Genomic DNA, 24,469 nt, shown 5'->3' on the forward strand with positions numbered 1-24,469 from the left:
CGCCGCTGCCGTACGGCCGGCCACGGGCTCACCTGCGGCCGGCCACGACCTCCCGGGGCCGCGCGGCGGCCGGGGCGGCGGGCGCGGCCGCCTCCGCCTGGCGGGCCCACCGCTTGGCGAGGACCGCGCACACCATCAGTTGCATCTGGTGGAAGAGCATCAGCGGCAGCACCATCAGCCCGGCCTGGGCCCCGAACAGCACGGTGGCCATGGGCAGTCCGGCCGCCAGGCTCTTCTTCGACCCGGCGAAGACGATGGTCACCCGGTCCTCGCGGGGGAAGCCGAGCCTGCGCGAGCCGTACGAGGTGAGGCCGAGCATCGCGGCCAGCAGCAGGGCCTCGGCCAGCACCAGTCCGAGCAGGCGCAGCGGCGTGACCTGGTGCCAGATGCCGCGCACCACGCCCTCGCTGAACGCGGTGTAGACGACCAGCAGGATCGAGCCCCGGTCGACCAGGCCCAGCACCTTCTTGTGGCCGGTGACGAAGCCGCCGACCCAGCGTCGCAGCAGCTGACCGGCCATGAAGGGCACCAGCAGCTGCAGCACGATGCCGAGCACCGCGTGCGCCGACAGGCCCGCACCGCTGCCGCCGAGCAGCAGCGCGGCCAGCAGCGGGGTGATCACGAGCCCGGCGAGGCTGGAGAAGGAGCCGGCGCAGATGGCGGCGGCCACGTTGCCGCGGGCGACGGAGGTGAAGGCGATCGAGGACTGGATCGTCGAGGGCACCAGGCACAGGAAGAGCAGTCCGGTGTGCAGCTCGGGCGTCAGAAGGAACGGTACGAGTCCGCCCGAGGCCAGCCCGAGCAGGGGGAAGGCGACGAAGGTGGCGGCCAGGACGGTGCCGTGCAGGCGCCAGTGGCGCAGTCCGTCCATCGCCTCACGGGTGGACAGGCGCACGCCGTAGAGGAAGAAGAGCAGCCCCACCGCTCCGGTGGACGCCCCGCCCGCGAGGTGGGCGCCGGTGCCCCGGGCGGGCAGCAGGGCCGCGAGGAGCACGGTGCCGAGCAGCGCCGCGATGTACGGGTCCACAGGGATCCAGGACGGGTAACGCAGGCGGCGCATGGTCTTCCTCAGGTGCTGGACGGGGCCCTCTCCAGAGTGCCCGGTGACCGGGCGATCGTAAATGACTTTGACCGCACTGACTGTCATCACGTATCGCGATGGGCGGCGGTAGGCTGGCGGCGTGTTCGATCCCGTGCAGCTGCGGACCTTCGTCGCCGTGGCCCAGACGCTGAGCTTCACGCAGGCCGGCCGCCGGCTGGGCCTGCGCCAGTCGACGGTGAGCCAGCACGTGCGCAAGCTGGAGGAGGCCGCCGGCCGGCGGTTCTTCACGCGTGACACGCACAGCGTGGAGCTGACCGAGGACGGCGAGGCCATGCTCGGCTTCGCCCGGACGATCCTGGAGGCGAACGAGCGTGCCGCGGGCTGGTTCGCGGGCACCCGCCTGCGCGGCCGGCTGCGCCTGGGCGCCTCGGAGGACTTCGTCCTGACCCGGCTGCCGGAGATCCTGGAGCGCTTCCGGCGCGACCACCCCGAGGTGGACCTGGAGCTGACGGTGGAGCTGTCGGCGACCCTGCACCGGCAGCTGGCCGCCGGCCGGCTGGACGTGATACTCGGCAAGCGCGCGGCCGGGGACACCCACGGCCAACTGGTGTGGAGCGACCGGCTGGTGTGGATCGCCGGCGAGCGCTACCGCCCCGAGGCCGAGCGGCCCGTCCCGCTGATCCTCTACCCGGCCCCGGCGATCACCCGGGCGCGGGCCCTCGATGTCATGGAGCGCAACGGCCGTGCGTGGCGCATCGCGTGCACCAGCGGCTCGCTGAGCGGGCTGATCGCCGCGGCCCGTGCGGGGCTCGGGGTGATGGCGCACGCCGAGGGGCTGATCCCGCCCGGTCTGGTGCGGGTCGCGTCCCGCGCGGGACTGCCGGAGCTCGGCGGGGTCGACTTCGTGCTGCTGCACGGGCGGCGGCGTCCCGCGGCGCAGGAGGCGGCGGACGCCCTCGCGGCGGCGATCCTCAGCGAATCCCTTCGGTCGTGATCTGCTTGACCAGGCGCAGCGACGGCACCGTCTCCACGTGCCGCACCCCGTCCAGGGCGCCGACGCACTCGCTGAGGTAGCGGTAGAGCTGCGGCGTGCTGCTGCAGATGACCACGGCGACGAGGTTGGACGATCCGGTGGTCGCCGCGACGTAGGCGGTCTCGGGGTGTGCGGCCAGCGCCTGCCCGACGGAGGAGAGGGCGGAGGGAGCGGCCGTGATCCAGAGGATGGCGCGGGTGTCATGGCCGATCCACGCCGTGTCGAGCTGCACGTCGGTGTAGAGCACCCCCGAGCCGCGCAGCTGCTCCAGCCGCCGCTTGGCCGCCGACTCCGACAGCCCGGTGGCGCGGTGGAGTTCGGGGTAGGAGGCGCGGCCGTCCCTGGCCAGCACGGCCAGCAGCGCCTCGTCGGTGGCGTCGAGGACGACCGTGCCGGACGGCGGCTCGGGCGGGGGCGGCCGCAGCGCGGCGACCTCCGCGTCGGTGAGCGCGCCGCGCTTGGCGAACCAGCCCAGGGCGCCGCCGTAGAAGGTGTGCAGGATGCTGTGGGCGCCGATCTCCACGATGCTCGGGGTGCGCGGCAGCCGCCCGAGCAGCAGCGCGTCGTGCTCGTGGTGGCTGCGCGGACGCGTCACGCACATCACCTCCGTGCCGCCCGACATCAGCGAGATCCAGGCGGTGTCGTCCCGCCTGGCCAGGGCCTTGGCGAGGGACTCGGCCGCCTCGGGGGTGCTGCGCAGCCGCAGCGCCCAGCGGGTGCGTCCGAGCAGCTCCTGCTCGGGCAGCCCGAGCACGCGCATCCCGAGGTCGCCGCGGAGCCGGCGGTAGCGGCGGGCCACGGTCTGGTCGGAGACGCCGAGGACCTCGGCGATCCGGCTGAAGGGGGCGCGCCCGTCGAGCTGCAGGGCGTGCAGCAGCCGCATGTCCAGCTCGTCGAGCGTGTGGGAATCCATCGTCCGATCCTCCTCCACGTCGGATTCCGTCGCGATATGGCCTGCGGCTGGAGGAAGCCCGGGTGTTCTCGCGAAGGTACGGAGGAACACCACGATACGGAAGAACGGAACGGAGAAGGACCATGCGCAAGTGGGGACCGCTGGTGGCGGTCTGCCTGGGCACCTTCATGCTGCTCATCGACGTGACGATCGTCGTCGTCGCGCTGCCCGACATCGCGGACGCCCTGGACGCGTCGCTGTCCGACCTCCAGTGGATGATCGACATCTACGCGCTGGCGCTGGCCGCGCTGCTGCTGGGTGCCGGCTCCGCGGCCGATGTGATCGGGCGGCGCAGGATGTACGTCGCGGGCACGGCCCTGTTCGCGGCGGCCTCCCTCGCCTGCGGGCTCGCGCCCGGAGCGGGGGCCCTGGTGGCGATGCGCGCGGTGCAAGGGGTCGGCGCGACGGCGATGTTCGCCACGACGCTCTCGCTGCTCGGCGCGGCCTACCAGGGCCGCGACCGGTCGGTGGCGCTGGGCGTGTGGGGCGCGGTCAGCGGCGCGGCGGCGGCGCTCGGTCCGGTGCTGGGCGGGCTGCTGACCCAGGCGCTGGACTGGCGCTGGATCTTCTACGTCAACCTGCCGGTGAGCGTCGCGGCGATCGCCCTGACGCTGCGGGTGGTGAAGGAGTCGCGGGGCCACGGCGGGGCCCGGATCGACTGGCCGGGCACGGCGTCCTTCACCGCGTTCGCCGGGCTGCTCACCTTCGCCGTGATCCGCGCGGACGAGGCCGGCTGGGCCTCGGCCCGTACGGCGTGGACGTTCGGCGGCGCGGTGGCGGCGCTGGTGGTGTTCGTGGCGGTGGAGCGGCGCGCCGCGCAGCCGATGCTGGACCTGGCACTGTTCCGCAACCCCTCCTTCACCGCGATCATGGTCGGCGCGCTGGCGCTCAGCGGGACGGCCTTCGGCTTCCTGCCGTACACCTCGCTGTGGCTGCAGACGCTGCTCGGCCTGAGCCCGGTCCGCGGCGGCCTGGTGCTGATACCCCTGGCGCTGGCGGCGTTCGTGGCCTCGGCGGTGGGCGGCCGGTTCCTGCACGGTGCGCCGTACCGCCTGGTGATCGGCGGCGGGATGGTGCTCATCGGGGCCGGCGCGCTGGCACAGGCGGTGCTGGACGCCGGTTCCGGCTGGGGTGCGCTGACCGCGGGCCTGGTGGTGGCGGGCCTCGGCGTCGGGCTGGTCAATCCGGCGATCGCGGGTGCCGCGCTCGCCTCCGTCCCGCCGCGGCGGGCGGGCATGGCGGGCGGCGCGGTCAACACCTTCCGGCAGTTGGGGTACGCGCTCGGCGTCGCCGTGTTCGGCACCCTGCTCTCCACGCGGATGGAGCACGCGCTGCGCGACGCCGGGGCCCCCGACCCGCACGCGACGGCCCGCGCACTCGCGGGCGGCGGCGCGCGGGAACTGCTGGCCCGGGTCCCTTCCGGCCGGCGCGCGGCGGCGGACCAGGCGCTGCACGCCGCCTTCGCCTCGGGCCTGAACGCGGCGGCCCTGGCGGCGGGTGCCGCCGGCCTGCTGGCGGGCGCGGTCGTGCTCGTCCTGGTCCGCCAACGGCCTGGCGGAACGCCGGCGGCGGCACCCGAGCCGGTGGGGGCTGTAGAGCGGCCGTGATCCCCCCGAGGGGATTTGGTGCAGAGTCCGGGCGGACCCCGGTCCGCCCGGGAACCGTCCTCCCGCACCATGTTCCTTGCGGTAACCGGGAATCGGCTCGTCACTCGAGTGTGAGCGAGCCCACCCGGGCCTTCACAGCCGAATGTCACACCCCTCCCCACCGCACGTGGTATCGGGTACGTTCTGTGACCGCCGAGGCGGTCGAGGAGCGACGTTGCGCGAGTTCACCATTCCCCCACTGGTGACGGCACCCCAGGTCGGTGGTCTGGCGGACGCCGTGTTCGCCAATGCCGACGAAGAGCCGGACCGGATCGTGCTGAGCCGCCGCACCGGAGCGGACGGCACGGACTGGGAGCACGTCACGGCCGCCCGGTTCCGGGACGAGGTCCTCGCGGTGGCCAAGGGCCTGATCGCCCACGGGATCCGCTTCGGCGACCGGGTCGGCCTGATGTCCCGGACCCGCTACGAGTGGACGGTGCTGGACTTCGCGCTGTGGGCGATCGGCGCCCAGCCCGTCCCCATCTACCCGACCTCGTCCTCCGACCAGGTCCGCTGGATGCTGCACGACTCCGAGGCGGTCGCCTGCGTGGTCGAGCACGAGGACCACGCGATGACGATCGGCGCGGTCGTCGACCAGCTCCCTCATCTGACACGGCTGTGGCAGCTGGACTCCGACGTGCTGTCCGAACTGTCCCGGCACGGCCTCGCCGTCGACGACGACCTGGTGCACCGGTACCGCGAGGCGGTCACCCCCGACGCCATCGCGACGATCATCTACACCTCGGGCACCACCGGCCGCCCCAAGGGCTGCGTGATCACCCACGGCAACTTCATGTCCGAGAGCGACAACGTCGTCGCCCGGTACGAGCCGGTCTTCCACAGCAAGCGCGGCGACGAGGCCTCCACCCTGCTCTTCCTGCCGCTCGCCCACGTCTTCGGGCGCATGGTGGAGGTCGCGGCCGTGCGCGCCAAGGTCCGGCTGGGCCACCAGCCCAACCTGGCCGCGGCCGAGCTGCTGCCCGCGATGGCCTCCTTCAAGCCGACCTTCGTGCTCGCCGTGCCGTACGTCTTCGAGAAGGTCTTCCAGGGCGCCCGCCGCAAGGCCGAGGCGGGGGGCAGACTCGGGCCCTTCGAGAAGGCCGTGGAGGTGGCGGTGCGGCACGCCGAGGCGACGGAGGCCCGGGCCTTCGGCACCGGTCCCGGCCCCAGCACCTCGCTGCGGATGCAGCACCAGCTCTACGAGAAGCTGGTCTACGGCAAGGTGCGCGCCGCCCTCGGCGGCAAGGTCCGGCACGCCTTCTCCGGCGGCTCGGCGATGGACCGGCAGCTGGGGCTCTTCTTCGACGGCGCGGGCGTGCGCATCTTCGAGGGGTACGGGCTCACCGAGAGCACGGCCGCCGCGGTCGCCAACCCGCCCGAACAGACACGTTTCGGCACCGTCGGCGTGCCCATCCCGGGGACCACGGTGCACATCGCCGACGACGGCGAGATCTGGGTGTACGGCGGTCAGGTCTTCGGCGAGTACCTCAACAACCCCAAGGCCACCGCGGAGGTCCTGCACGACGGCTGGCTCGCCACCGGCGACCTCGGCGCGCTCGACGAGGACGGCTACCTCACGATCACCGGGCGGAAGAAGGAGATCCTGGTGACCAGCGGCGGCAAGTCCGTCTCGCCGGTGGTGCTGGAGGACCGGGTGCGCTCCCACCCGCTGGTCTCGCAGTGCGTCGTCGTCGGCAACGACCGGCCCTTCATCGGCGCGCTGATCACCCTCGACCCCGAGGGCGTCGGGCACTGGCTGAGCATGCGGTCCAAGCCGCAGCTGCCGATCGCCAAGCTGATCCGCGACCCCGACCTGGAGACGGAGGTCCGGCGGGCGGTCGTCGCCGCCAACACGCTCGTCTCCCAGGCCGAGTCGATCCGCACCTTCCGCATCCTGGCCGGGCAGTTCTCGGAGGAGGGAGGGCTGCTCACACCGTCGCTCAAGCTGAAGAGAAGGGCGATAGAGAAGGCCTACACCCGCGAGATCGAGGCCCTTTACCATTCGTAGAGCGGCTCTTGGGAAAGCTCTTGGGAAGGCTCGTGGGGCGGCTCGCAGGGTGGGCGCCGGGGAATGCCGCCGCCGCGGAGATCGTTGAACGAGGGACAGACCTCGAGTCCGACTCCGACGAAGTGAGGACGACCTGCTCGTGAGCAAGGTTCCCGACATCACCCTGAACAACGGCGTGACCATGCCGCAGCTCGGCTTCGGCGTCTGGCAGGTCCCGGACGACGAGGCCGCCACCGCGGTCGCCACGGCCCTGGAGGCCGGCTACCGCAGCATCGACACCGCCGCGCTCTACCGGAACGAACAGGGCACCGGCCGCGCCATCGCCGCCTCCGGCATCCCGCGCGAGGAACTGTTCGTCACCACCAAGCTGTGGAACACCGACCAGGGCTACGACAACGCCCTGCGCGCCTTCGACGCCTCCCTCGGCAAGCTCGGCCTGGAGTACGTGGACCTCTACCTGATCCACTGGCCCGCTCCCGCCCGCGGCCTGTACCCGGAGACCTGGCGCGCCCTGGAGAAGATCCACGCCGACGGCCGCGCCAGGGCCATCGGTGTGTCGAACTTCCCGGTCGCCCAGCTGCGGCACCTGCTCGACGAGGGCGGCGTGGCGCCCGTCCTCAACCAGGTCGAACTGCACCCCCACCTCCCGCAGACCGAGCTGCGGGCCTTCCACGCGGGCCACGGCATCGCCACCGAGGCCTGGTCGCCGCTCGGCCAGGGCCGCGGACTGCTCGACGAGCCGGTGCTCGCCGCGGTCGCCGCCAAGCACGGCAGGACCCCGGCCCAGGTCGTCCTGCGATGGCACCTGCAGATCGGCAACGTCGTGATCCCCAAGTCCGTGACCCCGTCGCGGATCCGGGAGAACATCGACGTCTTCGGCTTCGAGCTCGACGGCGAGGACCTGGCCGCGATCGACGCCCTCGACAACGGCGGGCGCCTCGGCCCGGACCCGTCCTCCTTCAACTGACGCGCACACTCCGTGGGGCGGCGGCCCGGCCGGGCGGGCCGCCGTCCCACGCGCGCTCACACGTCGCCGGCGACCAGCGGGTAGTGGTCCGAGTAGTCGTCGAAGGTGTAGGTGGTGCCCCAGCTGGTGACCGACCACCGCGGCGAGTGCTCGTCGACCACGCGGTTGTTCCAGCGGGCGGGGCGGGCGTGGCTGTTGCGCAGAAGCGCGTGGTCGAGGCGCTGTGCGGGGTCGTCGGGGTAGCGGTCGTACGCCACGGAGTTGGTGGCGGGATCGAAGCTGGCGACCGGGCCGGGGTCGGCGTCGGGCGCGGCGACGTCCAGGTCGGCGAGCATGCGGGCGTACTCGGCACCGCCGGTATCGGTGTTGAGGTCGCCCGCGACGACCACCGGCTCGGCGGCGGGAATCGCGCGGGCGTCGAGGAAGGCGTCGATCTCCCGGTTCTGGGCAGCGCGGACGCTCGCGGCCTCACCGCTGCCGCAGGCGGAATCGTCGGCCTGGGTGTGGGTGCCGACGACGTGGACCCGGGTGCCGTTCACGTCGAGGACGGCGTACACGAAGCCCTTGTTGGAGAACCAGTCCGCGCCGCACGCGTCGCCGTACACATGCTGGACCTTCTCCAGGATCGGCCACTTGCTGAGGATCGTGACCCCGCCGTCCTCGGGCGTGAGCGAGCTGTACGCGCCCTCGGTGCGGTCCCATCCGCTCTTGGACCGGCCGAGCACCGGGGTCTGGTACGGGTAGCGGCCTCTGAGGTTCGCCTGCAGCCGGTCGGACGCGCCGTTGTCGAACGCCTCCTGGAAGACCAGGACGTCGGCGCCCTGGACATAGCCGGAGGCGGCTATCAGGTCGGCGCGCTGCAACTGGCCCCAGTTGGGGTAGAGCGTGCGCGGCAGCATCATCACGTTGCTGGAGACCAGCCGCAGTTGGGGCGCCGTGGCGGTGGCCGCGGGGCCGGCCACCGGCGTCGCGGTCGCGGTTCCGGTGCCGGCCGCGCCGGCGGACGAGGCGAGGAGCAGGACGAATGCGCAGGCGGCGGCTCTGCCGTGTCTCACGGGCCCTCCTGGAGTCGGGTGGAGCTCGGTCGCGGAACAGGCGTGAGACTAGGGCCAGTTGGTTACCGCCGGGTAGATGGCAGGCGGCTAACCTACGGGCGTGCTGGACTACGAGGAGCAGGCAGCGATCTACGACGCCACACGCGGCGGCGTCCCCCGGGCCGCGGCCGCGGCCACCGCAGTGCTCGGGCTGATACCGCGACCGGCCCGGACCGTGCTCGACATCGGCTGCGGCACCGGCCTGGTGACGGCCCGCTACACCGGCCGCCCCGGGCTGCGCGTGCTCGGGGTCGACGCCGCCCTGGCCATGGCCCGGCTCGCGGCCGGCCGGGTGGGGCCGGGGATCGTCCAGGGCGATGTGCGCCGGCTGCCGTTCGCGACCGCCTCGCTCGACGCGGTGACGGCCGTGTGGGTGCTCCATCTGCTGCCGGACGCGCCCGCGGTGATCGCCGAGTGCGCCCGGGTGCTGCGGCCCGGCGGGGTGCTCGTCACCACCGTCGACAAGGACGCCGGGCACGACATGGGCAGCGACGTCGACGCGCTCCTCGCGCCGTTCCGCACCCGGGAGGCGCAGGACGCGGAGGAACGGGTGGTACGGCAGGCCGCCGCGCACGGCCTGCGTCCGGCGGGCCGGGCCCGCTTCGCCGGCCACGGCCAGGGCCGCACCCCGCGCGATCTCGCCGCCCGGATCGCGGCGGGCGAGTTCGCCTCCGCACTCGCCCTGCGCGCCGGCGACACCGAGGCCCTCGCCGGACGCCTGGCCGCACTGCCCGAGCAGGACGCGGCGCGCCCCGACCCGGTCTACCGGCTCCTCGCGCTCGTCAAGGACTCCCCTACAGCGGCGGCTCATTGAGCAGTTCGGCCGACCGACTGCGGTTCGGGGCGCCGCACCTGGGTTACGGTCGGGGCATGACGACGACCACGGCCGGTGTGGGGACGCTGCTGCGCGGCTGGCGCGAGCGGCGCCGGATCAGCCAGCTGGAACTCGCCCTGCGCGCCGACAGCTCGGCCCGGCACATCAGCTTCGTCGAGACCGGCCGCTCCCGCCCCAGCCAGGCCATGGTCCTGCGGCTCGCCGAGCACCTCGACGTACCCGTCAGGGAACGCAACGCCCTGCTCGTCGCGGCCGGTTACGCGCCCGCGTATCCGGAGACGCCGTTGGGCGACCCCGCGATGCACCCGCTGCGCGAGAGCCTCGACCGGCTCCTGGCGGCCTACGAGCCGTACCCGGCACTGGTCCTGGACGGCATGTACGACGTCGTCGCCGCCAACCAGGGCGTGGGCGCCCTGCTCGAGGGCGTCGCCCCGCACCTGCTGCGGCCGCCGCTCAACGCCATGCGCGTCACGCTGCACCCCGAGGGCATGGCCCCGCGGATCCGCAACTTCCGCCAGTGGCGCGGGCACCTGCTGGAACGCATCGAGCGTCAGATCGCGATGACCGGACACGGGCCGCTGCGCGCCCTGTTCGAGGAGCTGACGGCCTACCCCGCCCCACCCGCCCACTCCGAGGAGCCCTCCGCCTCCGACGACACCGAGGCGATCTTCCCCTTCGCTCTGCCGATGCGGATCGGGCACGGCGGCCGGGTGCTGTCGTTCATCTCCACGGCCACCACGTTCAACACCCCGATGGACGTGACGGTCTCCGAGCTGGCGATCGAGACCTTCCTCCCCGCCGACCCGGAGACCGCCGCCGCCCTTCGGTCCCTCACGCCGCGGGCAGCCGGTCCAGGAAGCCGCTGACCGAGCGGATCCGGCCGTCCTCCGCGAGCGTGATCACGTCGGAGCCCGCGATCGGCGCCGCCCCGGGCTCCGCGCCGGCCGGCCCCAGCTCCCAGGCGAAGCGCGCCACGTCGTGGTGCCCGTCCACCTCCCCCACCGGTGTGAACACGAACCCGGGGAACCGCTCCCCCACCCCGGCGATCAGCGCCTCGATCCCCTCGTGCCCGCCCACCTGCGCCAGCGGGTCGGTGTACGTACCGTCCTCCACCCACGCGGCGGCCACCGCCTTGGCCCTCGCCTCCGTGTCCGCGCTGCTGTTCCACGCCTCGAAGTAGCGGGCGACGGCGGCCTCGTACCGGTTCTGCGACATCACGGTCCTCCTCGTCCGGGCGGTCTGGCCCGACCGGACGGGGTGGAGTGCGCCAGCCCGTCCGCCCGGTACGACCGCCCTGCCGGGGCCGCCGGGCGGGGTCGATTACGCGGGGGGTAATCGCGCACCGGCGTGCACGTGCCTCCTCGGTTCGGAGAACGCCTGCGCGGGCTCGGCCGTTCTGCGCGTGACGGGGGACGGCTATGCGGCGAGCATCGCCAGCGTCCGCTCGGGTGAGGCCAGAATCGAGAAGTGGCCCTGGCCGGGGTGGACGTGAAGGCGGGCCCCGGGTATCGCGGCGGCGAAGCGGCGGGCGTGCTGGAGCGGGACGGTGGTGTCGGCGTCCCCGTGGTGGATCGACGTGGGCACCCTGATCGATTCGAGGTCGAAACCCCAGGGGAGGGTCAGCACGCGCAGATCCTGCGCGACTCCCCGGCTGCCGCGGTGGAACGCCTCCACGTAGTTGGTCAGGAAGGCCGCGCGTTCGTCCGGCTGGGCGAGGGCGCGCCGGTCGCTGTCGGGCATCTCGCCGGTCGCCAGACGAAGGAACTGCCCTGGTGCCCGGCGCGCCAGCGTGGCCAGGCGGCCCATGAGCCAGCCGCCGAGGGCCGGAGCATGCCGGGCGATCCGCAAGGACGCGCGCTGCCCGGCCGCCATGCCGCATGTGGGCCAGGCGGGCGGTCCGAGGGGCGCGATGAGCAGCAGGCTGCGGACACGGTCAGGCAGCGCGGACGCGCAGGCGGCCGCGAACGCTCCGCCGCCCGAGACGCCGAGCAGCGCCACCGAGTCGACGTCCAACGTGTCCAGGACGAGGGTGGCTTCCTCAGCCCAGTCCACGACCCGCGTCAGGCGACGGGCGTCGGTGCCGCCGGTGCCGGGGCGATCCGGCGCGATGAAGCGCAGTCCGAGCGCGTCGGCCGCGCCCGCGAAGCCGTACACGGCCAGCCGCGAGTCGGCCAGTCCGTGGCAGAGCAGCACGGCAGGCGCGTCCGGCTCCCCCAGCACCTCGACCGCGATCGTCCCGCCGTCGGCTCGCCGCAGCTCCATCCTCATATCGTCTCTCGCGACCTCGATCTGAGGGCTGCCTGATCGGCCTTTCAGGGGTTCTGTCGGCAGCCGGCCGGTAACGGAGGCCGATCCGGGGGCGGCGGCTGTCAACCCGGCCCGGTGGTGGTCTCTCGACAACGCCTGGGCCAAGAGCCGGTGCGCACGCCTCCTACTGGTGCCTGCGGACGGGACCGAGTGGGTTGTCAGACGTGCCTCGTAGAGTCCGGTCATGTCGATGCCTCTGCACGAAGACCTCTCCACTGTGTGGGCGGACCTGCCGCCCGGTGCCGTCGTGCGCTCGAGCCGGGCGCACCATCCGCTGGTATGGGTGAGTGACGGGGCTGTCCCGGACGCTGCCCAGTGGTGGAAGCGTCTTTACGCCGATCACGGGCGCACGGGCCTGTACCCGGTTCTGCTGGAGTACCCGGACGATTCCTTCGAGCCCCGAGCGGGTCAGTACGGGGCGGGCGCCGACGTGGTCGAGTATTTCCGTGACACGTGGAAGGAACAGCCTTGGCCCGGGTTCACGGAGTGGCCCGGTCTCGCGGAGCCCGGTGCAGCGGCGGATGCCGAAGCTGTCGGACGGGCCGCCGGCGAGCTGGCTGACCGTCTCGTGCGTGAGGGAAGCGCCGGATGTCTCGCGCTGGTGCAGGTCGGCAGGGGCGCCGATGTGCCTGCCGCCGTCGGCTGGGACCGGATGTCGAATCGCCTGACACCCGAGAGGTTGTCAGCCGTGCTCCGGTCGTGGGAGGACCGCTTCGGCCTCCGCTTGGTCGGGTTCGGGCACGGTTCGCTGTACCTCTCCGTGGCCGCGCCGCCGACATCGGTTGATCAGGCTCACATCCTCACCGCGGAGCACTATCTCGCGTGTCTCGACGCCTTCTACGTGGATCCCACCATGGACTGGGACACGTACCCCGCAGAACTGATGGAGCGTCGTGACTGGTGGCTCTGGTGGGATTGATCACCGTAGACGGCTCCTTCGATTCTCCCCGGGACTCTCTTGGATCCGCGAGCCCGTAGAACTGCGGCCACGGCACCCCAGCTCGCGCCGGGGGTGATGGCGCAGCGGCGTGGGCCGTGCCTTCCCGCCCAGGTCAGCGAACCTCTCCACGGGGAGGGGCAGACCTCGAGCGCTGGATGTCGTGGTTGGATGATGAGGGCGTGTCAAAAAGCTCACGCCGATCTGCGCTGTCGGCCTCGCTCTGATGGTTGCCGTGGCGCTCTACCTCGATGGGCGCCAGTCCGTCCTCGCCGCTACTACTCCCGGGCTGTGGCGCCGGGCCTTCGGAGGGCGCGGGGCCGGCCCGGTCCGTGTCGGCGGATGCGAGGAACGAGCCTTGTCGGTTGGGTACGCGCCCACGAATCTCGGGAGCTGACGTGGGTGTTTCGGTGAGTTGGACCTGCCGATGGTGCGACCGGCCGATCGACTGGCCGGCATGGTGGCGGCCTCGGCTGTATTGCACGTGGGCGCACCGCTGCAAGCACTTCTGGGCGCTTATCGTCGGTGGCCTGCTCGGACTGCTGTGACCGAAGGGCGCCGGCGTCGCGACGTTCGGTTCCAGGTCCCGTCGGCAGAGCCAGACGTCTCGTGATCCGAGATGGAGGAGTCCACCTCGTGGTCTTTACTCAGCGGTAATTGGGAGTCCGCGCGACTCCTCTTTACCATTTGCATGCAATCGTTCCAGTTGTGGCGAAAAGTCGCGCTGGAGGCAACGATGACCGATCTTCCATTCGAACGGGACGTCAGAAGGCTGGCGTCCGCCGTCTCAGGCCCCGCACTCGCGCCCGGGGACGAGGGGTACGCCGGGGAATGTGCCGGGGCGAACCTCGCGGTGGCGCACCGTCCGCAGGTGGTCGTGGGAGCGGCCACCGAGGGTGATGTGCAGACCGCCGTGCGGTTCGCGCGGGAACACGCGCTGCCGATGGGCGTGCTGGCCACCGGGCACGGTCCGTCGCTGCCCGTGGACGAGGGGGTGCTGATCACCACGCGGCGGCTGGACAGGGTGCGCGTCGACGCCGGTGCCCGGGCCGCGCACGTGGGGGCGGGGGCCCTGTGGGGGCCGGTGGTCCACGCGGCGGCCAGGGAGGGTCTCGCGCCGCTGGTGGGCTCGTCACCGTCGGTCGGCGTGGTCGGCTACACCCTGGGCGGCGGACTGAGCATCAGCATGGCCAGGGCGCACGGCTGGGCCGCCGATCACGTGCAGGCCATGGACGTGGTCACCGCCGACGGGGAGTTGCGGCGCGCCGCACCGCGCGATGAGCCGGACCTCTACTGGGCTCTGCTGGGCGGCAAGAGCAACTTCGGCGTCGTGACCACCATGGCGTTCACGCTGTTCCCGGTGACCCGGCTCTACGCGGGCAACCTCTACTACGCCGCGGAGCACGCGGGTCAAGTCCTGCGGGCCTACCGGGACTTCACCGCAAGCGCGCCCGACGAGGTCACGTCCTCCTTCGCCCTGATGCGGATGCCGGACGCGCCCTTTCTCCCGGCCTTCATGCGCGGCACCCTGACGGTGAACGTCCGCGTCTCCTGCGTCGCTCCGCCCGCCGAGGGCGCCCGGCTCGTCGCGCCGCTGCGGTACGCGGCGCCGCTGCTCGCCGACACGGTGACGGAGATGCCCTACGCGGACTGCCTGGGCATCGTCCCCGAGGGCGGCGAACCCTGGGCCGCCGTCGAGCACTTCGCCCTGCTCGACGATCTGACCCCCCAGGCCGTCGAGGCCGTCCTCGACACCGTCGGCCCTGACGCCGCGACACGGATCGACATCGTCGACATACGCCACCTCGGCGGCGCACTGGCCGCGCCGCCCTTGGCCCCCAACGCCGTCGGCAACCGGGACGCCGGCTTCGCGGTGCTGACGCTGACCTTCACGGCACCCGGCGAGGCGGCGCTGAGCGCCGCCTCGGGCACGGAACTCACCGAGCGGATTGCGCCCCGGCCGGGCGACCGCAGGCACCCCACCTTCCTGTCCCACGCGGACGCGGTCGAGGAGCGGACGCCGGCCGCGTACTCCCCGGAGACCTACCGGCGGCTGCGGGCGGTGAAGGCGCGGTACGACCCGGACAACGTGTTCCGGTTCAACCACAACATCCCCGCCGCCGGTTGAGCCCTCACCACCACGACGTGGGGTAGACCTCGCGCCTCAGCCGGGCGGAGACCATCTGCACCGCGACGAGAAGCAGCGCGCCGGCCGCCAGCAGGGGGACGAAGTGGATGGCGGACGGGGTGGTGAGCATGATCATGACCGCGGTGGCCATGGCGGGCGGGTGGGGTGTCTTGAGCAGCAGCACGAGTCCGCAGGCGATGCCGCAGCCCACGACGGCGGCCCAGGGGCCGTGCCAGCCGAGGGCGAGCACGCCGAAGCAGACGAGGCAGGAGAGCATGTGGCCGCCGATGACGTGGCGGGGCTGGGCGAGCGGGGATTCGGGGGTCGCGGTGACGATCGCCATCGTGGCCGCGAGCGGGGGCACCAGCACCGTCTGGTGGGTGAGCGTGCCCAGGGCCACCAGTACGGCCAGTCCGACCGAGGTCGTCACGGCAGCCGAGGCGATCGTGCGCGGAGGCAGCCGCGGCAGGTGGCGTCTGCCTCCGCGCTTCGGCGTCGGCTCCGCCTCGGGGGGTGCGACGTCGACGGTCCTGGTCGTCCCGGACGCCTCAGTCGCCATCAGGGCGACCGGTCTCGGGACATGACGGGGCACAGGCCCCCGGGGCACGCGGAATCAGCATGGGGACTCCTCGGGATCATCCCCGTATCCGGCCCACGGCGGCTCTTCCGTGACGACGGGGATCACGCCCTCGATCGTCGCGTCGGCGCACGGGCCGCGTCCAAGACCGCGTTCCTATCGCTTGATCGAAGGCCTCTATCGATCCGGCCCGAAGATCCGGACCGGCCCGCGGACGACCGGGCGAGGACGTCCGGAGCCCTGACGGACCCCGCGCACCCCAGCAGGTCCCCGAGCAGGCCGGGTGTGGGCGGCGTCCCCACCGGTGCGGCGCATGCGGTTCCCCCTGCAGCACCCAAGAACATGAGGTCATCTCATGTTCGCGCGAGTGTAGTGCCGGGCCGTCCGGGCGCCAAGGGATCCGGGTGGATCAGGGCGCGGTGCGGCGCGCCCGCGCGATGTGCTCCCGGTACCAGTGGTACGAGGCCTTCGGCGTCCGCCGCTGGGTCGCGTAGTCGACGTGGACGAGCCCGAACCGCTGGTGGTAGCCCTCGGCCCATTCGAAGTTGTCCAGCAGCGACCAGGTGAAGTAGCCGCGGACGTCGACCCCGCGGGCGTGCGCGGTCTCGACGGCCTCGATGTGGGTGCGCAGGTAGTCGATGCGGGCCTCGTCGCGGATCTCCCCGCCCTCCGACGGGCGGTCGGCCTGGGAGCAGCCGTTCTCCGTGATCCAGACGGGCGGGAGCGCGGCCCCGTAGCGTGCGTCGAGGCCGGTGAGCAGTTCGGTGAGGCCGTCCGGCACCACCGGCCAGCCGAAGGCGGTGCGCGGGTACGAACGGCCGGGGACGGCGACGTCCGGTTCCAGGATGTCGAAGGGCAGGCCCGTCTCCGCCGTGGGGGCGGCGATCCACGTGGGGTTGTAGTAGTTGACGCCCAGGCCGTCGAGGGGTGCGGCGACCACGGCGAGGTCGCCCTCGCGGACGACGCCGCCCCACGTCGGGTCGGTCAGCCCGTACGCGGACAGGTCGGGGTAGCCGCCGAGCAGCAGCGGGTCGGTGAACAGCCGGTTGTGCAGGGCGTCGTAGGCCGCGGCGGCGGCGTGGTCGGCGTCGGTGGCGCCCTCGGGGGTGCGCACCGGGGTGCAGTTGTTGGCGATCAGCACCTGCGCGGGGGCCGGCGCGTGGGCACGAAGCGCGGCGGTGGCGAGCCCGTGCCCGAGCAGCTGGTGGTGGGCGACGGGCAGCGCCTCCAGCATCAGGGCGCGGCCGGGGGCGTGGGTGCCGAAGGCGTATCCGAAGACCATGTGGACGAAGGGCTCGTTGAGGGTGATCCAGCGCGTGACCCGGTCGCCCAGGCGTGCGGCGACGACGGCGGCGTACTCGGCGAAGTGACGGGCCGTGTCCCGGTTCAGCCAGCCGCCCTCGTCCTCCAGTGCCTGCGGGAGGTCCCAGTGGAAGAGGGTGGGCGTGGGGGTGATGCCGGCCGCGAGGAGCTCGTCCACCAGGCGGTCGTAGAAGCCGAGTCCGCGGGGCTCGACGCGCCCCCGGCCCTCCGGCAGGACGCGCGGCCAGGAGACGGAGAAGCGGTAGGAGTCGAGCCGGAGGTCCTTCATCAGCGCCACGTCCTCGGTGTGGCGGTGGTAGTGGTCGCAGGCGATCTCACCGGTATGGCCGTCGCGGATCGCGCCGGGCCGGGCGCTGAAGGTGTCCCAGACCGACGCCCCCTTGCCGTCCTCGGCGACGGCGCCCTCGATCTGGTACGCGGCGGTGGAGGCACCCCAGCTGAAGGAGGCGGGAAGCGGGGACATAGGGATCCTCTCCTCTGCCGTACGCGAAAAACATGAGGAATGCTCATGTTGGGCCTCGCCAACCTACACCCGATCCGGCAGAGTGGGACCATGCAGGCACCCACCGATCCGTCCGGTCCCCTCCGCCGCCGCCCCGTGCAGCAGCGCAGCCAGGAGCGTTTCGACCGGATCCTGGACGCCTGCGCACGGCTGCTGGACGAGGTCGGCTATACGGCGCTCACCACCAAGGAGGTGGCCCGGCGCGCGGAGGTCCCGATCGGGACGCTGTACCAGTTCTTCCCCGGCGTCGACGGGCTGCTGGGCGCCCTGGCCGAACGGAACCTGGGGCACTTCGCCGACCGGCTGACCCGCCGGGTGGAGGCCGAACGCCCCGCGTGCATCGGGGCGATGGTGGACCTGGCGATCGAGGAGTACGTCGCGATGCGCCGCGCCGTACCGGGCTTCGGCGTGGTGGACTTCGGTGCGATCGGCCGCGAGGACCCGCGCAGCATCCACCTCCTCGACGCGGCGCTGGAGAACAACGCGGCCGTCGCCGACCGGCTCTGGTTCCTCGTCGGGGGGCTGCTCGGGGACGGTGACCAGGCGGCGACCCGCGTGCGGCTGCACGTCGCCCTCGAGTCCGCCGACGCGGTCCTGCGGCTCGCCTTCCGCCGGGACCCCGAGGGCGATCCGGTGCTCATCGCCGAGTGCAAGCGACTGCTGCGCGGCTACCTGGGCGATTGACGGACACAGCGGAGCCCCGCGGTGCCGGTGGGGGGCGTCGCGGGGCTCCGGTGCACGGTGTGCCGGGTCAGCCCTTGCGGGCGGTGACCTCCTCGGTCAACTGCGGCACCACGGCGAACAGGTCACCGACCACGCCGTAGTCGACCAGCTCGAAGATCGGCGCCTCCGGATCCTTGTTCACCGCCACGATCGTCTTCGACGTCTGCATCCCCGCCCGGTGCTGAATCGCACCCGAGATACCCGCCGCCACATACAACTGCGGCGACACCGACTTACCCGTCTGACCCACCTGATTGGTGTGCGGATACCACCCCGCGTCCACCGCCGCACGCGACGCACCCACCGCCGCACCCAGCGAATCCGCCAGCGCCTCGATCACCGCGAAACTCTCCGCACCACCCACACCCCGACCACCGGACACCACGATCGCCGCCTCCGTCAGATCCGGACGCCCCGTCGCCTCCCGCGCCGTACGCGACACCACCCTCGTGCCCGTGGCCAGCGCACCGAAGGCCACCTCCAGCGCCTCCACCGCACCCGCCGCCGCGACAGCCTCCACCGGCGCCGAATTCGGCTTCACCGTGATCACCGGCGTGCCCGTCGTCACCCGCGACCTCGTCGTGAACGACGCCGCGAACGCCGACTGCGTCGCCACCGGACCCTCCGGACCCGCCACCACATCCACCGCATCGGTGATGACGCCCGAACCCAGCCGCAACGCCAGCCGCGCCGCGACCTCCTTGCCCTCACCCGACGACGGCACCAGCACCGCCACCGGGCTCACCACCCCGGCAGCCGCCTGGAGCGCGTCCACCTTCGGCACCACCAGATACTGCCCGAACTCCGCCGCCTCACTGACCAGCACCCGCACCGCGCCATGCTCGGCCAGCACACCCGCCGCCGCACCGGCCCCCGCACCCAACGCCACCGCCACCGGCTCACCCAGCCGACGCGCGATCGTCAGCAACTCCAGCGTCGGCTTACGGACCGCACCATCCACATGATCGACATAAACCAGGACTTCACCCATGGGACTACCTACTCCTGTGACTTCGAGGAACGGACAAGCGGATCAGATGAACTTCTGGCTCACGAGGAACTCCGCGAGCTGCTTGCCGCCCTCGCCCTCGTCCTTCACGATCACACCAGCCGTCCGCGCCGGACGCGCCACCGCCTCATCGACCACGGTCCACGCACCCGCCAGACCGACCCGGTCCTCCTCGATGCCCAGGTCGGACAGGTCCAGGGACTCCACCGGCTTCTTCTTCGCCGCCATGATCCCCTTGAACGACGGATACCGCGCCTCACCCGACTGATCCGTCACCGACACCACCGCCGGCAACGACGCCTCCAACAGCTCACTCGCGGTGTCACCATCACGACGGCCGCTCACCACACCGCCCTCGACCTTCACCTGCGACAACAACGTCACCTGCGGCACACCCAACCGCTCCGCCAACAGAGCCGGCACCACACCCGCCGTCCCATCGGTGGACGCCATCCCCGTCACCACCAGATCGAACCCCGCATGCTCGACCGCCTTCGCCAGCACCAACGACGTCCCCATCACATCACTGCCGTGCAACCCGTCGTCCTCGACATGCACCGCCCTGTCCGCACCCATCGACAACGCCTTGCGCAACGCGTCCTTCGCGTCCTCCGGACCCACCGTCACCACCGTCACCTCGGCATCACCCGACGCCTCCGCGATCTGCAGCGCCTGCTCCACCGCATACTCGTCCAGCTCCGACAGCAGACCATCCACAGCATCCCGATCCGTGGTCAGATCCCCCGCGAAATGACGATCCCCCGTGGCATCCGGCACGTACTTCACCGCGACAACGATCCTCAAGCTCACTTGATGTCCCTCCAAACTCTCGGTTTGCCGACTACGGCAGGTTGCGGGCCATGACGATGCGCTGGACCTGGTTGGTGCCCTCGTAGATCTGGGTGATCTTCGCGTCGCGCATCATCCGCTCCACCGGGTAGTCGCGCGTGTACCCGTAACCGCCCAGCAGCTGCACCGCGTCCGTGGTGATCTCCATCGCCGCGTCCGACGCGTAGCACTTGGCGGCCGCGCCGAAGAAGGTCAGGTCCGCGTCCGAGCGCTCCGACTTCGCCGCCGCCGCGTAGGTCAGCTGCCGCGCCGCCTCCAGCTTCATCGCCATGTCCGCAAGCATGAACTGGATGCCCTGGAACTCGGCGATCGCCTTGCCGAACTGCTTGCGTTCCTTCACATACCCCTTGGCGTAGTCCAGCGCGCCCTGTGCGATGCCGATGGCCTGCGCCGCGATCGTCACGCGCGTGTGGTCCAGGGTGCGCATCGCCGTGGCGAAGCCCGTGCCCTCGGCGCCGATCATCCGGTCGGCGGGGATGCGTACGTTGTCGAAGTACACCTCGCGGGTGGGCGACCCCTTGATGCCCAGCTTCCTCTCCGGGGCGCCGAAGGACACGCCCTCGTCGCCCTTCTCCACCACGAAGGCCGATATGCCCTTGGAGCGCTTGTCCGGGTCGGTCACGGCCATGACGGTGTAGAACTCGCTCACGCCCGCGTTGGTGATCCACCGCTTGACGCCGTCGAGCACCCAGAAGTCCCCGTCACGCACCGCGCGCGTCTTCATCCCCGCCGCGTCGGAGCCGGCCTCCGGCTCGGAGAGGCAGTACGAGAACATCCCCTCGCCACGGGCCAGCGCCCCGAGGTACTTCGCCTTCAGCTCCTGCGAGCCCGACAGCTGCACCGGCAGCGACCCCAGCTTGTTGACCGCGGGGATCAGAGAGGACGAGGCGCACACCCGCGCCACCTCCTCGATCACGATCACCGTCGACAGCGCGTCGGCACCGGCGCCGCCGAAGGCCTCCGGCACGTGCACCGCGTGCAGGTCGTTCGCCTCCAGCGCGTCCCGCGCCTCCTGCGGGAACCGGCCCTGCTCGTCGACCTCCGCCGCGAACGGGGCGATCTTCGCCTCGGCGAGGGAGCGCACCGCGTCCCGGAGCATGTCGTGCTCCTCCGACGTCCGGAAGAGGTCGAAATTGTCACTCACGTCCGTTACTCCAGTCCGCGTCAGGCTGCCATGGCATCGAGTACCCTCAATTATGCACACTCAGTGCCATTGATCGACGGTCCCCCGGTGTTAGGTTCGCCTCCATGACCACGAAGCCCCCGATGCGGGACGCCCTCGTCGCAGCGGCCTTCCAGCTCTTCCTGGAACGCGGCTACGAGGCGGCGACGATCGACGACATCGTCGCGCTCGCCGGCGTCGGGCGCCGGTCGTTCTTCCGCTACTTCCCCTCCAAGGAAGACGTGGTCTTCCCCGACCACGAGCGCGCGCTCGCCGACATGACCCGCTTCCTGGAGGCCAGCGCCGACGGGGACGACCCGGTGGCGCGGGTCTGCGACGCGGCGCGCCTGGTGCTCGGCATGTACGCCGAGAACCCCACTTTCTCCGTGCAGCGCTACCGCCTCACCAAGCAGGTGCCCGGCCTGCGGGCGTACGAACTCTCCGTCGTGTGGCGCTACGAGCGCGCGCTCGCCGACTACCTCGGGGCGCGTTACGCGGACCGCCCCGACGGAAAGCTCCGGGCCGACGTGATCGCGGCCGCCGTGGTCGCCGCCCACAACAACGGCCTGCGCACCTGGCTGCGTTCGGGCGCGGAGGGCGACGCCGGCGCGGCCGTGGACCACGCGCTGGAGTTCGTGCGCGCCGCCTGGAACGGGGAGGGCGCCACGCGGCAGGGCCCCCCGGAGGCGGAGGACGACGTGGTGATCGTGATCACCAAGCGGCGGACGCCCATGTGGCGGGTCGTCCGAGAGATCGAGGCGGGCCTCGCGGAGGAGGGGTCTCCCGCGTAGGGCGCTCACGAGCGGGGACGCGAACGCGGTCACTCCCACGCAGCCACCCCCACAAGGCACTCAGTGCCTTCCCAAAGTGCACTCAGTGCCATATGGTGTCCGCCATGGATGACCGGACTCTCGACGCGCACGACGAATCGGTTGACGGCGGGCTGCTGCTCCAGCGCTGCCGTTGGTGCGGCAACACCGCCTTCCAGCGCCTCCTCTGCCCCACCTGCGCCTCCACGGAACTCGACGAGGTGCTCAGCGACGGCACCGGGGTGATCGTCCGCTCGATGCGGGACACGTCCCTCGTCGATCTCTCCGACGGGTTCTCGGTGCGGGGCCGGATCGTCGGTGTCTCGCCGACGCAGGTGCGCAACGGTGCCCGCGTCCGGCTGGCCCGCGCGGCGGGCGACACGGCGGGGGACGAGGCGGGCGGGCTCCTCTTCGAGCTCTGCGACCCGCCGGTCCCCCACTACACCTGGTAGCCGCGCCGGCCCCGGCGCGCCGCACCGGCCCTGCGCGCGACGGGGCCGTCCCGTACGTCAGTTGTGCTCGGGGTGCTGGTACTGGCGGGACTGCAGCAGGTACATCTCACGGAAGTCGCCCGTGCCCGCCCCCGGCCGCATCAGGTCGGCGAAGGCGCCGTGCTCGACGACGCGCCCCCGGTCCAGGACGTAGATGACGTCGGCGTGGCGGACGCTGTGCAGGCGGTGCGTGATCAGCACGACGGTCTGCCCGTCGGCGGCGAGCTCCCGGATCAGGTCGAAGACCCGCTGCTCGGCCTGGGCGTCCAGGGCGCTGGTCGGCTCGTCGACGATGAGGATGCGGGCGTCGCGGTACTGGGCCCGGCTGAGCTGGAGCCGCTGCCACTGGCCGCCGGATATCTCGTGGCCGCCCTTGTAACCGCGGCCCAGCAGGGTGTCCCAGCCGCGGGGCAGGCCCGCGACGACCTCGTCGGCGCCGGAGTAGCGGGCGGCGGCGTCGAGGCGTTCGTCCGTCAGGAAGGTGTCGGGGCGGCCGATCCCGACGTTGACCCGTGCGGTGAACGGCCAGCGGTAGGCGTCCTGCGAGACCAGGGCGATCCGGTCGGTGATCTGCCGCCGGTCGGCCTCGGCCGCGTCGACGTCGTCCCACCGGATCCGCCCGGAGTCCGGCGTGTACAGCCCGCACAGCAGCTTGGCCAGGGTGGTCTTGCCGCTGCCGTTGCGTCCGACGAGGGCGACGACCCGGCCGACGGGGATGGTGACGTCGACCTCGCACAGGGCCGGCGGCTTCACGAGCGGGGTGCCGGGCTCGGCGGCGGTGACCGGGTAGCTGAAGGTGACCTTCTCGAAGCGGATGGCCTCGACCCGCTCCGGGAGGTCGCGCCCGCCGGGCGGGATCACCCGGCGGTCCGCCTCGGCGCACAGCCGCTCGAGGTCGGCGACGAACAGCGCCTCCTCGTGCAGGTACCCGAGTTGGACGACGAGCCGGTCGAGGGCGGAGGACCCGCTGCGGATGGCGATGACCGCCGTGCCCGCCACGGACAGCGCCATCGCCCCGCTCCACAGCAGCGCGCCGAGCGCGCCGTACGTGGCCGCGGTCGCCACCCCCGTCCACGCCGAGGCGACGAGTCCGGTGCGCGCCGCGAGCCGCGCCAGCCGGGTCTGTTCGCGCTCGCCGTTCTCGGCCATCGCCCTGAAGTGCCCCAGCAGGAAGGGCCCGAGGTCGTGGACCCGGACCTCGGGCGCCGCCTGCGTCTCGATCAGCAGCCGTCCCAGCAGTTGTCCGGCGCGGGCGTGCTGCACCCAGTTGTGGAAGGAGATGTAGCGGCGGCGGGCGATGGTGAGCGCGCTCCAGGCGCTGGGCAGGGTCATCAGCGCCAGCAGCGGGAGCAGTCCCGGATGCAGGACGGTGAGCACGCCGGCCGCCGCGACCAGTGAGATCAGCGCGTTGACCACCGACGAGCAGAAGTTGATCATCCGTCGGGCGGACGCGGCGCCCCAGGACGCCGAGTCCAGCAGTTTGTGGAACTCGTCGTCCTCGACGGCCGCGAGCTCCACGCGGGCGACCCGCTCCAGGTACATCTCGGTGGCCGCCCGTTCCACGGTCGGCTCCAGTTTGCCGGTGCCGGCCGTGGAGGCCGAGCGCAGCAGCGCCCCGGTCAGCGCGGCGGCGGCCACGAGCGCCAGTGCCGGGGCGGCGCCGCTCAGCCGCTCGGTGGTCCCGCCGGGCACGAGCAGCCGGGAGAGCACCCAGTTGACGGCGACCAGGCCCACCGCCTGGGCGACGCCACGGCCCGCCTCGGCCAGCGCCACGACGCGCAGGGCCCGTGGATCGGCCTGATGGGCCAGGCGCACGGTGGTGGCGACGAGCTGCGGCAGCCGCCGGATCATCGCGCGCAGCCCCAGCTCCAGGAAGGAGCCGTCGTGCTTGTTCCAGCCCATGTCGTACCGCAACGGCCCGCCGAACAGCAGTCGTTCGGAATCCGACACTTCCTCGGGCGCGAGAACGTCCGGGTTCTCCGGGGCTTCCTGCCGCTTCCGCCTGGTCATGAGCGTCCCCCTCGGCGGCGGCCGCGGCGCGGTGCCGTGGCGGCCTTCCCACAGGGTGCTCCTCA

22 protein-coding genes are annotated in these 24,469 nt (G+C 72.2%); 11 read left to right on the plus strand and 11 right to left on the minus strand.

Annotated elements, in window-relative coordinates:
• Positions 1-28 precede the first annotated feature (28 nt).
• Complete coding sequence (locus OIE69_RS10295; protein WP_326571654.1) at positions 29-1,060, minus strand: bile acid:sodium symporter family protein; 1,032 nt, start codon at positions 1,058-1,060, stop codon at positions 29-31.
• A gap of 121 nt (positions 1,061-1,181) precedes the next feature.
• On the opposite strand from OIE69_RS10295, the gene OIE69_RS10300 reads away from it, so the two are divergent.
• A complete protein-coding gene (locus OIE69_RS10300; protein ID WP_326571655.1) occupies positions 1,182-2,036 on the plus strand; it encodes a LysR substrate-binding domain-containing protein in 855 nt (284 codons plus the stop codon).
• Here the strand turns inward: OIE69_RS10300 and OIE69_RS10305 are convergent.
• Positions 2,014-2,988, minus strand: a complete 975-nt coding sequence (locus tag OIE69_RS10305; protein ID WP_326571656.1) for an Lrp/AsnC family transcriptional regulator — start codon at positions 2,986-2,988, stop codon at positions 2,014-2,016. The two genes, OIE69_RS10300 and OIE69_RS10305, sit on opposite strands and share 23 nt — an antisense overlap.
• A 122-nt stretch (positions 2,989-3,110) precedes the next feature.
• Here OIE69_RS10305 and OIE69_RS10310 point away from each other — a divergent pair, with 122 nt between their 5' ends.
• The 3 genes from OIE69_RS10310 to OIE69_RS10320 all read left to right on the plus strand — a co-directional run bounded on the left by OIE69_RS10310 (position 3,111) and on the right by OIE69_RS10320 (position 7,648).
• Entirely contained in the window at positions 3,111-4,634 is a 1,524-nt protein-coding gene (locus OIE69_RS10310) for an MFS transporter (RefSeq protein ID WP_326571657.1), read from the plus strand.
• Between the two features lie 214 nt (positions 4,635-4,848).
• The gene (locus tag OIE69_RS10315) at positions 4,849-6,681 is read left to right on the plus strand and encodes an AMP-dependent synthetase/ligase (protein ID WP_326571658.1); all 1,833 of its coding nucleotides are present in this window, start codon (positions 4,849-4,851) and stop codon (positions 6,679-6,681) included.
• A 139-nt stretch (positions 6,682-6,820) separates the two neighbouring features.
• Positions 6,821-7,648: an aldo/keto reductase gene (locus OIE69_RS10320; protein ID WP_326571659.1), complete on the plus strand. Its 828-nt coding sequence runs from the start codon at positions 6,821-6,823 to the stop codon at positions 7,646-7,648.
• Positions 7,649-7,704: 56 nt separating this feature from the next.
• Here the strand turns inward: OIE69_RS10320 and sph are convergent, their stop codons facing one another.
• On the minus strand, positions 7,705-8,703 hold the full coding sequence (gene sph, locus OIE69_RS10325) for a sphingomyelin phosphodiesterase (protein ID WP_326571660.1): 999 nt from the start codon (positions 8,701-8,703) through the stop codon (positions 7,705-7,707).
• Between the two features lie 100 nt (positions 8,704-8,803).
• Between sph and OIE69_RS10330 the strand changes: the two genes are divergently transcribed.
• Both OIE69_RS10330 and OIE69_RS10335 read left to right on the plus strand, forming a co-directional pair.
• A complete protein-coding gene (locus tag OIE69_RS10330) occupies positions 8,804-9,556 on the plus strand; it encodes a class I SAM-dependent methyltransferase (RefSeq protein WP_326571661.1) in 753 nt (250 codons plus the stop codon).
• Positions 9,557-9,612: 56 nt separating this feature from the next.
• Positions 9,613-10,443, plus strand: a complete 831-nt coding sequence (locus OIE69_RS10335; protein WP_326571662.1) for a helix-turn-helix domain-containing protein — start codon at positions 9,613-9,615, stop codon at positions 10,441-10,443.
• Here OIE69_RS10335 and OIE69_RS10340 read toward each other — a convergent pair.
• Positions 10,409-10,792, minus strand: a complete 384-nt coding sequence (locus OIE69_RS10340) for a nuclear transport factor 2 family protein (RefSeq protein WP_326571663.1) — start codon at positions 10,790-10,792, stop codon at positions 10,409-10,411. The genes OIE69_RS10335 and OIE69_RS10340 overlap by 35 nt on opposite strands.
• A gap of 201 nt (positions 10,793-10,993) precedes the next feature.
• Entirely contained in the window at positions 10,994-11,839 is an 846-nt protein-coding gene (locus tag OIE69_RS10345; RefSeq protein ID WP_326571664.1) for an alpha/beta fold hydrolase, read from the minus strand.
• A 229-nt stretch (positions 11,840-12,068) separates the two neighbouring features.
• Here OIE69_RS10345 and OIE69_RS10350 point away from each other — a divergent pair, with 229 nt between their 5' ends.
• Both OIE69_RS10350 and OIE69_RS10355 read left to right on the plus strand, forming a co-directional pair.
• Complete coding sequence (locus tag OIE69_RS10350) at positions 12,069-12,803, plus strand: DUF4253 domain-containing protein (protein ID WP_326571665.1); 735 nt, start codon at positions 12,069-12,071, stop codon at positions 12,801-12,803.
• A gap of 754 nt (positions 12,804-13,557) precedes the next feature.
• Positions 13,558-14,949 carry an FAD-binding oxidoreductase gene (locus OIE69_RS10355; protein ID WP_326571666.1) on the plus strand — a complete coding sequence of 464 codons (1,392 nt, stop codon included), beginning with the start codon at positions 13,558-13,560 and terminating at the stop codon, positions 14,947-14,949.
• Between the two features lie 4 nt (positions 14,950-14,953).
• Here OIE69_RS10355 and OIE69_RS10360 read toward each other — a convergent pair whose 3' ends face one another.
• The gene (locus OIE69_RS10360; RefSeq protein ID WP_326571667.1) at positions 14,954-15,508 is read right to left on the minus strand and encodes an HPP family protein; all 555 of its coding nucleotides are present in this window, start codon (positions 15,506-15,508) and stop codon (positions 14,954-14,956) included.
• Positions 15,509-15,935: 427 nt separating this feature from the next.
• Positions 15,936-17,312 (minus strand): GH1 family beta-glucosidase, encoded by a 1,377-nt coding sequence (locus tag OIE69_RS10365; protein WP_326571668.1) that lies wholly within the window; start codon positions 17,310-17,312, stop codon positions 15,936-15,938.
• Between the two features lie 90 nt (positions 17,313-17,402).
• Between OIE69_RS10365 and OIE69_RS10370 the strand changes: the two genes are divergently transcribed.
• Positions 17,403-18,035, plus strand: coding sequence for a TetR/AcrR family transcriptional regulator (locus OIE69_RS10370; protein WP_326571669.1), 633 nt, complete (start codon positions 17,403-17,405; stop codon positions 18,033-18,035).
• A 67-nt stretch (positions 18,036-18,102) separates the two neighbouring features.
• Here the strand turns inward: OIE69_RS10370 and OIE69_RS10375 are convergent, their stop codons facing one another.
• From OIE69_RS10375 to OIE69_RS10385, 3 genes are read right to left on the minus strand one after another with little or no spacing between them, the layout of a single operon-like run.
• Positions 18,103-19,065 (minus strand): electron transfer flavoprotein subunit alpha/FixB family protein, encoded by a 963-nt coding sequence (locus OIE69_RS10375; RefSeq protein WP_326571670.1) that lies wholly within the window; start codon positions 19,063-19,065, stop codon positions 18,103-18,105.
• Between the two features lie 42 nt (positions 19,066-19,107).
• Positions 19,108-19,893, minus strand: coding sequence for an electron transfer flavoprotein subunit beta/FixA family protein (locus tag OIE69_RS10380; protein ID WP_326571671.1), 786 nt, complete (start codon positions 19,891-19,893; stop codon positions 19,108-19,110).
• 31 nt (positions 19,894-19,924) lie between these two features.
• Positions 19,925-21,076 (minus strand): acyl-CoA dehydrogenase family protein, encoded by a 1,152-nt coding sequence (locus tag OIE69_RS10385; protein ID WP_326571672.1) that lies wholly within the window; start codon positions 21,074-21,076, stop codon positions 19,925-19,927.
• Between the two features lie 104 nt (positions 21,077-21,180).
• Between OIE69_RS10385 and OIE69_RS10390 the strand changes: the two genes are divergently transcribed.
• Together OIE69_RS10390 and OIE69_RS10395 are read left to right on the plus strand one after the other, a co-directional pair.
• Positions 21,181-21,885, plus strand: a complete 705-nt coding sequence (locus tag OIE69_RS10390) for a TetR family transcriptional regulator (protein ID WP_326571673.1) — start codon at positions 21,181-21,183, stop codon at positions 21,883-21,885.
• Between the two features lie 104 nt (positions 21,886-21,989).
• The gene (locus OIE69_RS10395; protein WP_326571674.1) at positions 21,990-22,355 is read left to right on the plus strand and encodes a Zn-ribbon domain-containing OB-fold protein; all 366 of its coding nucleotides are present in this window, start codon (positions 21,990-21,992) and stop codon (positions 22,353-22,355) included.
• 57 nt (positions 22,356-22,412) lie between these two features.
• Here the strand turns inward: OIE69_RS10395 and OIE69_RS10400 are convergent, their stop codons facing one another.
• On the minus strand, positions 22,413-24,404 hold the full coding sequence (locus OIE69_RS10400; protein WP_326571675.1) for an ABC transporter ATP-binding protein: 1,992 nt from the start codon (positions 24,402-24,404) through the stop codon (positions 22,413-22,415).
• Positions 24,405-24,469: the final 65 nt, after the last annotated feature.

Origin of the sequence: Actinacidiphila glaucinigra, from assembly GCF_035918135.1 — a bacterium.
GTDB classification, from domain to species: Bacteria; Actinomycetota; Actinomycetes; order Streptomycetales; family Streptomycetaceae; genus Actinacidiphila; species Actinacidiphila glaucinigra.